The sequence below is a fragment of the Dawidia cretensis genome, from assembly GCF_018598175.1.
In the GTDB taxonomy this organism is placed as follows: Bacteria; Bacteroidota; Bacteroidia; order Cytophagales; family Cyclobacteriaceae; genus Ohtaekwangia; species Ohtaekwangia cretensis.
Window position 1 is genome coordinate 1 of sequence record NZ_JAHESE010000247.1, and the last position, 243, is coordinate 243.

A 243-nucleotide genomic window follows, 5' to 3' on the forward strand; every position below is an offset into this window, starting at 1 on the left:
CGTTAGGACCGAGCGATGCCACGGTTTGGTTTAGTGTTTCGGAAGACCTGCCGGTGATGATGACGCGTGCTCCTTCTTTGATTAATTCTTGTGCCGTAGCCAGTCCGATGCCGCTGGTACCGCCGGAAATGAATGCAGTCTTGTTTGTTAACTTTCCCATGTGGATGAAATTTTTTGTAAAGGTCGGTTGGCGGGGAAGATATCACCACCCGAGTCTTGCGGATTGGTCGCGTCAGATTCTGG

Annotated in this window: 1 protein-coding gene; it reads right to left on the reverse strand. The window is 51.0% G+C overall.

Annotated elements, in window-relative coordinates; all coding sequences use genetic code 11:
* A partial coding sequence (locus KK062_RS30525; protein ID WP_254088152.1) for an SDR family NAD(P)-dependent oxidoreductase occupies positions 1-160 on the reverse strand: 160 nt, incomplete at its 3' end.
* Positions 161-243: the final 83 nt, after the last annotated feature.